Annotated in this window: 6 protein-coding genes; 2 read left to right on the top strand and 4 right to left on the bottom strand. The window is 63.4% G+C overall.

All coding sequences use genetic code 11. The features are described from left to right. A partial coding sequence (locus VJR90_03170) for an amino acid permease (GenBank protein ID HKV96477.1) occupies nt 1-1,154 on the bottom strand: 1,154 nt, incomplete at its 3' end. A 162-nt stretch (nt 1,155-1,316) separates the two neighbouring features. On the opposite strand from VJR90_03170, the gene VJR90_03165 reads away from it, so the two are divergent. Beyond that, nucleotides 1,317-1,748 carry a hypothetical protein gene (locus VJR90_03165; protein HKV96476.1) on the top strand — a complete coding sequence of 144 codons (432 nt, stop codon included), beginning with the start codon at nt 1,317-1,319 and terminating at the stop codon, nt 1,746-1,748. Further along, entirely contained in the window at nt 1,749-3,410 is a 1,662-nt protein-coding gene (locus tag VJR90_03160; GenBank protein ID HKV96475.1) for a hypothetical protein, read from the top strand. 66 nt (nt 3,411-3,476) lie between these two features. Here VJR90_03160 and VJR90_03155 read toward each other — a convergent pair whose 3' ends face one another. From VJR90_03155 to aroE, 3 genes are all read right to left on the bottom strand, one after another. Beyond that, on the bottom strand, nt 3,477-3,848 hold the full coding sequence (locus tag VJR90_03155; protein HKV96474.1) for a hypothetical protein: 372 nt from the start codon (nt 3,846-3,848) through the stop codon (nt 3,477-3,479). 104 nt (nt 3,849-3,952) lie between these two features. Further along, nucleotides 3,953-6,586, bottom strand: a complete 2,634-nt coding sequence (locus tag VJR90_03150) for a glycosyltransferase (protein ID HKV96473.1) — start codon at nt 6,584-6,586, stop codon at nt 3,953-3,955. Beyond that, the gene (gene aroE / locus VJR90_03145; GenBank protein ID HKV96472.1) at nt 6,586-7,404 is read right to left on the bottom strand and encodes a shikimate dehydrogenase; all 819 of its coding nucleotides are present in this window, start codon (nt 7,402-7,404) and stop codon (nt 6,586-6,588) included. Before aroE ends, VJR90_03150 begins: the two co-directional genes overlap by 1 nt. Nucleotides 7,405-7,427: the final 23 nt, after the last annotated feature.

Below are 7,427 nucleotides of genomic sequence, written 5' to 3'. Positions count from 1 at the left end.
CTGGGCTCGCGCCGGCGCAGCACGAACAGGCCGATGACCGAGAGCGCCAGGAAGGGCCAGATGCCGAGCACGTAGGCTTCCGCCAGGTCCAGGAACTCGCGGCAGAACACGAACACGATGGCCAGGGCCCAGCTGAACACGATGGCCACGTGCGGGGTCTGGAAGCGTGGGTGGATCTTGCCCACGGACTTGAAGAACAGGCCGTCCTCGGCCATGGCGTAGAACACGCGCGGGCTGGACAGGATGCTGCCGTTCAGCGTGCCGAACACCGACAGCATCACCAGTGCACCGACCACCGACGCTCCGGCCCGGCCCATGACCACGGTGGCGGCGTCCGAGGCGATGGATTTCGAGGCCGCGAGTTGCGGCAGCGGCAGCGCGCGCAGATAGGCGGCGTTGATCAGGATGTACACCACCAGCACCACCAGCACGCCGACGATGAGCGCCAGCGGCAAATTGCGCTGCGGATTGCGCACTTCGCCGGAGAGCGTGGTGAGATTTTCCCAGCCGTCGTAGGCCCAAAGCGCGGCCACCAGGCCGATGCCGATGCCCGACCACTTGGCCACGCCCAGGGTTTCGGCGTGCAGCGGGTTGTGCACACCGCCCGGCGCCAACAGGAAAATCGCGGCGCTCAGGCCGACGATGGCCAGCACCTTGGCGCCGGTGGAAAGATTCTGGATGATCGCGCCCAGTTTCACCGAGCGGTAATTCGCCGCCGCCACCAGCACGATCAACACCGCGGCAATCACGTGCTCGAGCGTGACTGAAAGCGGCACGAAGAACGCCAGGTATTCGGCGAATATCAGACTCTGTGCCGCCCAGGAGATTGGCGTGGTCAGCAGCCACATCCAGCCGAACAGGAACGCCAGCGGCCGGCCGTAGGCTTCGCGCAAATACACGTACGGGCCGCCGGCCGCCGGGTACATGGCCGCGAGTTCCGCAACCGAGAGCGCGCCGAACAGCGCCACCAATCCGCCCAGTATCCACACCAGCGCGATGCCGGTGATGTTGCCCGCGACCGCGGCGATGGGCGAGGGCACGCGGAAAATGCCGCTGCCAATGATGACGCCGACCACCACCGCGGTGCCGGTGGTCAGGCCAAGCCGGCGCGGCAGCGTGCGCGGCGCGTTCAAGGTCGGTGCGGTGTCGGACATGGGCGTGCAGCCTGCCACAGCCCACGTCCGCCGTCACCTGCCGGGTTGTTCGGCAAATCGGTATAGTGATTTCATCCGCCGGCACTGCGGTGTTCGCCGCGCATAAGGCGGCATTACCCGCCGTGGCGGTGACGTCAATCAGGCAAACTGGGAGTCTGCTGTATGTCCGTGCTCAGCGGCCGCTGTCATTGCGGCAATCTGCGTTTCGAGTTTGATACCCGCCATACGCCGGAAAACCTGCCGCTGCGCACTTGCCAATGTTCGTTCTGCCGCAGTCACGGCGCGCTCGCGGCGACCGATCCTCACGGTCGCGTGGTCATCAAGGCCGATGCTCCCGAAGCGCTGCGACGTTACCGTTTTGGTCTCGGCATCACGGACTTCCTGCTGTGCGCCCGCTGCGGCGTGTATGTGGCGGCGGTTGCAGAAATCGAGGGGCGGTGCTACGCCAGTCTCAACGCCAATGCGCTCGACCGGCGCGCGGAGTTGCGCCAGGCACCACAACCGGTCAGTTACGAGGGTGAAAGCGCAGAAAAGCGCCGTGCGCGCCGCGCGCAGGTCTGGACACCGGCGGAAGTACTCTCGGGCGCAGACTGAATGCGCCTGACTGCGTTACTCGCGCTCGCCGTGCTGCTGTCAATCTGGCGTACCGCTGCCGCGGATACCTGTCCGGTGCCCGCGGCCGCCGCAAGCGAACGCTGGCAGGGTGAGACGCAATTCGAGGCGCTCGCCGCGCAGGGCTATGGCATCGGCGATGTGCACATCGTGGTGGACAATGTTTTCGACCTCAGCGATCCGGCGCAGCAGACCTGGTACGCACGCCTGGCCGACCAGCTGCACGTCACGACGCACCCGCGCGTGATTCGCGCACAGCTGCTGTTCAAATCCGGCGAGCCGCTCAATCCGCGCACCATCTACGAGAGCGAGCGACGGCTGCGCGCGCTCAAGTTTCTGCGTGCCGCGCTGATTCTGCCGGAAAGCTGCACGTCGCATACGGTGAATCTGCGCGTGGACGTCAAGGATGCCTGGACGCTGAAACTGGATTTCCGTTTCGCGCACGTGGGTGGGCAGAACAGCACGCAATTCCTGGTCACCGATGCGAACTTCCTCGGCAGCGGCAAGCAACTGTCGCTGGGCCACAGCGCGGATCCGCAGCGCAGCGCCAATCAGATCATCTACCAGGATCCCTCGCTGTTCGGCAGCTACTGGCAGATGAACGCGGCTTACGAGGATTTGTCCGACGGTCATGTGCGCTTCTTCAATGTGGGCCAGCCGTTCTACGAGGACCAGACTCCGTGGTCCTTGAGCATCGGCTTTTTCGACCAGAAGGAGAATCTGAATTTCTACAATCAGGGCACGCTTGCCTGGGATGCGGTCAGTACCCTGCAACAGCACGAGTTTTCCTGGGCGCACCTGCTCACCTGGTCGGGCGACAGCGGTATGCGCGCCGGGCTGGTGTACAGCAACAGCGACTACGGTTACGGCGCGCCGCAGATGCAAAACCCAAACCTGCTGCCCGCGCCCACGCTCACGCCGCGCCGTCTTGCGGGCCTGGGCGCAAGCTGGGAGTTCTTCCAGGACAAGTACGCGAGCTATACCAATCTGAAATACATCGGGCGCGCCGAGGACTACAACCTCGGCTGGCAGGTGGACGCACAGGCCGGCTCCTACGGCGATGGTTTTGGCGGCGATGTGTCCGCGCCGTTCTACGGCGTGTCGGCTTCCTGGGGCGGACAGGTTTCGGGCAACACCCTGCTGCTGGCTTCGGCGTATGCCCAGGACCGGCAGCAGGATGGCGTGAGTCGCAATCTGCTCTCCAATCTGACGCTCACCGCCTACAACCAGGATCTGCCGTGGCAGACGCTGGTGGCGCACGTGCAGTGGGATGCGGTGCTGCGTCCGGACCCGGAAAGCTATCTGTACATCGGCGGTATTCAGGGGCTGCGCGGCTATCCGAATTATTTCGCCATCGGTGACCAGCGCTGGCAGGCGACGTTCGCGGATCGCATTGTCACGCCCTGGGAGCTGTGGAACCTGGTGCAGGTGGGCTTCGTGGGCTTCGTGGACGTGGCGCAGATTCGCCAGGTATCGCCGCCGGTGTGGAGCCCGGCGTACAGCGATGCGGGCCTGGGGCTGCGCTTCGGCATCACCCGCAGCGCCTTCAGCAACACGGTGTTTGTGACCGTCGCCTGGCCGCTGCGCGGTGGCCCCGGCGTGCACGGTCACGAGATCGTGGTGGGCAATATCGTCAATTTCTGAACGCGCCGGAAATGAACACATCTGCTTTTTTCCAGGCGCATCTTCGGCTAGTGCATGATCTGTGCATTAGCCTGATCCGAAGAACAGCGTGGCGGCTTGTGATCCATCCACATACACCAGGCGATACGCTTGCGTATATTCACCAACCAGCGGACAAACCGCCTGAATGTCGTGGCTTTCATAGGTTCCGTTCAAACTGGTTTCGCCGCCCCCGGCAACCGGTCCTTGAATAACCGGATTGCCGTTTACTCGTACGGTTAATATGGTTGCGAAACTCTTGGTTTCGCCGGGGCTGATATTTTCAGTCCCGTTTATCGTCCACTGTTCGCCGTGCAACGAAGGTGGGCTGATCACGATACTCGGAGCTGTGAGTGACGCGCATCCGGAAAACATCACGGCGAGCATCATTCCAGGAGCCGCGACAGTTATGTGCTTCATGGCGCAACTCCTTTTCTTCATGCGGAGAATTGCAATGGTCGGCCCAATTGTGGCTCTGCTGAATCGCTGCGGACGTTTCAAAGTATTACAAAGTGTTAACGTGGTTAGCTGCTTTCGGCCTTGAGTACCGCATGCGCCAGCACATCCATATTCTCGGCTCGACCGATGACTGTCGCGGGCAACGAGGGCGACGCCGAGATCAGCGCCAGCGCGAGCGAGGCACAGTAAGGGACCGACTGGATCAGGAGCACCACCACCCATACGGAAATGTTCTGGATGGCGAGGCCGACGCGCGTATATACGCTGAAGGCGCATAACCATAACGCCAGCATCATCAAGAGCTCTTCGCGGGAGGCGGCGAGTGCCTGCAGCAGCGCGTGCCGCGGCGCCTGTTTGGGAGTGCGGAAGAACGGTTTATTGCGAGTGAACATTCCGATCATGACCGCGAGGCCGATGGTGTGGGTGAGTGCGAGCCCCGCGATCGCCGCGGCCAGTGTCTGGCGCAGATTGGCGCCGACGTTGGTGCGATACAGGAACAGCAGTTTGGCGATGCGGAACACGAACAGCGACAACGGCAGCACCGAAAACACCACCATCGGCAGGCCGGCTTCATGCGGGAAATTGATCATCGCCAGCGACCACAGCATGGCGCTCAAGTTGAACAGCAGGTTGAAGCCGTCCGCGAGCCACGGCAACCAGCCGGCCAGGAAGTGGTAGCGCTGGCCGAGCGTGAGGCGGCTCGCGCGCGTGAACAGGGCGCGCGCGTGACGCTTGAGAATCTGCACCGCGCCATAAGCCCAGCGAAAACGCTGCTTTTTGTAATCCAGGAAGGTGTCGGGCATCAAGCCGCAGCCGTAGCTTTTGGGAATGTAGGCGGCTTCCAGGCCTTCCTCGAACACGCGCAATCCAAGTTCGGCGTCCTCGGTGATGCACCATTCCGCCCACCCGAGCCGGTCAAGCAGCGCACGGCGGATCATGGTCATGGTGCCGTGCTGGATGATGGCGTTTCTCTCGTTGCGCGTGATCATGCCGACGTAGAAAAAACCGCGGTATTCCGCATAGCACATGGCCTTGAAGGCGTTCTGTTCAGCGTCGCGGTAATCCTGCGGCGCCTGTACCACGGCGATTTTGTCTGCGGCGAACACCGGTACCAGGTCCCGCAGCCAGTTGCGGTTCACCACGTAATCGCTGTCAATCACCGCGACCACCTGTACCGCGGAGTCGGTGTGGCGCAGTGCAAAGTTGAGCGCGCCGGCCTTGAAGCCGGCGAGCGGCGCCACGTGAAAGAACCGGAAACGCGCACCCAGCTTTTGACAATGCGTTTGTATCGGCCGCCAAACCACCTCATCGCCGGTGTTGTTGTCGATCACCAGTACTTCATAGCGCGGATAATCCAGCGCCGCGAGTGCATCCAGGGTCTGCTTGAGCATGTCCGGCGGCTCGTTGTGGGCCGGCACATGCACTGACACCATGGGCAGCGCCGCGTCCGGCACGCTCGCGGGTTTAAACTGGCGCCGGCGCATTCTCACCCAATGAGCCTCGGCCCACTCGTGGGCCTCGGCGAGCAGCACCAGAATCACGCCGATCATGCCGAGCAGCAGCAGAATGCCCACGATAATGCTGCTCACCGTAAGGTAGCGATGCAGATACTCATGGATGATCCACACGATGATGGTACTCGCCGCGTACACGATCACCGCCAAGAATCCCAGACCGCGTTTCTTGAGCCGGCGGCTATCCCGGAAAATCAGCAGCAACACCAGCGAGGCCACCAGCACCGAAATACCGGCCAACAGACGCCAGTCAGGCACGCTGACGATGGGCCGGATGAAGTTGAACTTGGGCTGACGGTACACGTTGTACACGCCCCAGTAGGCGCCCACGTCACCCTCGGCGGAATTGCCCTTCCACGGCTGATCGAAGGCTTCCATCAGGTAATAGGTCCAGTGCTGCGCGCCGGCCAGCGCCAGGAAGCGGCGCAGAAACAGCGCTTCATTGGCGGTGGAAGCCACGGCCGCGTGCCTGGTCAGTCCCACACTTGGCCAGCCGACTTCGGCAATGACGATGGGCTTGCCGGGAAAGACACGTTGCAGGTCGCGCATGCGTGCCGCGATGTAAGGTACCGCGTCGTGCACGTTCACGCCTTCCCAGTAGGGCAGCATGTGCACCGCGAGGTAGTCCACATGTTTGGCAAGCTCCGGGTGCTGCATCCAGCTGTACCAGGGCTCGGCAGTGGACACCGGCTGGGAGATCTCAGCGCGGGCTTCGTCCAGATACGGAATCAATTCTTCAACCGACACGTCGCCGCGCAGCACCGCTTCGTTGCCGATCATGATGCGCACCACATTGGCATGGGTTTTGGCAATGGCGATGGCGCGCGCCACTTGGGCGGCGTCGTATTTCTGATCCTTGTCTATCCACGCGCCCAACGCCACGTTGATGTGGTATTTGGCCGCGAGGCGTGGAATGTCGCCGAGCGTGCCGTCCACGCTGTAGGTGCGGATGGCGTAGGTTTTGCCGGCCAGCAGTCTGAGATCGGCATCGATCTCGGCATCGCTGGGATACTGATTGGCGGCGGGGTTTTGGCCGGCGCGGTAGGGTTCGAAGGCAAAACCCTGGATGGTGGTGGGCCAGGGCGGCTCGGTTTGCGGCTGGTTGAAGTATGCCCACAACGTGACCGTCAGGGCCGCGGCCGCCAGCGCGATGAGCACGGCCGGGGCCATGCTCAGGGGACGCATCACGGGTGCAGAGCCAGCAGCGTGGCGGTGGGCGGGCGCAGGCCGTGCCAGACGCAAAACGATTCCGCCGCCTGCTCCACCAGCATGCCCCAGCCGTCCAGCACCTGCGCGGCGCCTGCCTGCTCGGCCCAGTGCATGAATACCGTGGGCCGATCGCCGTAGGCCAGGTCGTAGCACACCGCGCCCGGATTCAGGCAATCGCGCGGCAGCGGCGGCAGCTCGCCCGCGATGCTGGCGGCAGTAGCGTTGATGATCACATCGAAAGTCTGATCCCGCAGTTCCTCGAAGCCCCCACCCGCGAGACGCGTCTTTGTGGGCAGCGCCGCGAGTTTGCGCGCGCGCGCCGGGGTACGGTTTGCAATCTGCACCAGCACCGGTTTTTCCGCGAGCAGCGCTGGCAATATGCCGCGCGCCGCACCGCCCGCGCCCAGCAGCAGGATGCGTGCGCCGGCGAATTCCACCCCATGATTGCGCTTGAGGTCGTTCACCAGGCCGATGCCATCGGTGTTGTCGCCGAGCAGCGTGCCGTTTGCGCGTACGCTCAGGGTGTTCACAGCGCGTGCCTGTTTGGCGCGCTTTGTCAGTACATGGCTCAAGGCGCAAGCTTCTTCCTTGAACGGCACGGTGACGTTGGCGCCGCGTCCACCGGACGCGAGAAATTCACGCAGCGCCGCGGTAAATCCTCGCAGCGGCGCCTCGATGCGCGTGTATACCAGCGCCTTGCCGGTGAGGCGTGCGAACTCGGCGTGGATCTGTGGCGAGCGGCTATGGGCGACCGGATGGCCGATGACGGCGTAACGCGCTGGGGCCTGGGACATGGACGCTCTCTCGGGCCGGCAGG

The organism is Gammaproteobacteria bacterium (assembly GCA_035279405.1).
Classification (GTDB): Bacteria; Pseudomonadota; Gammaproteobacteria; order Natronospirales; family REEB76; genus REEB76.
The sequence above is the reverse complement of the archived record's forward strand: the minus strand, read 5'-3'. Positions and strand labels throughout refer to the sequence as shown.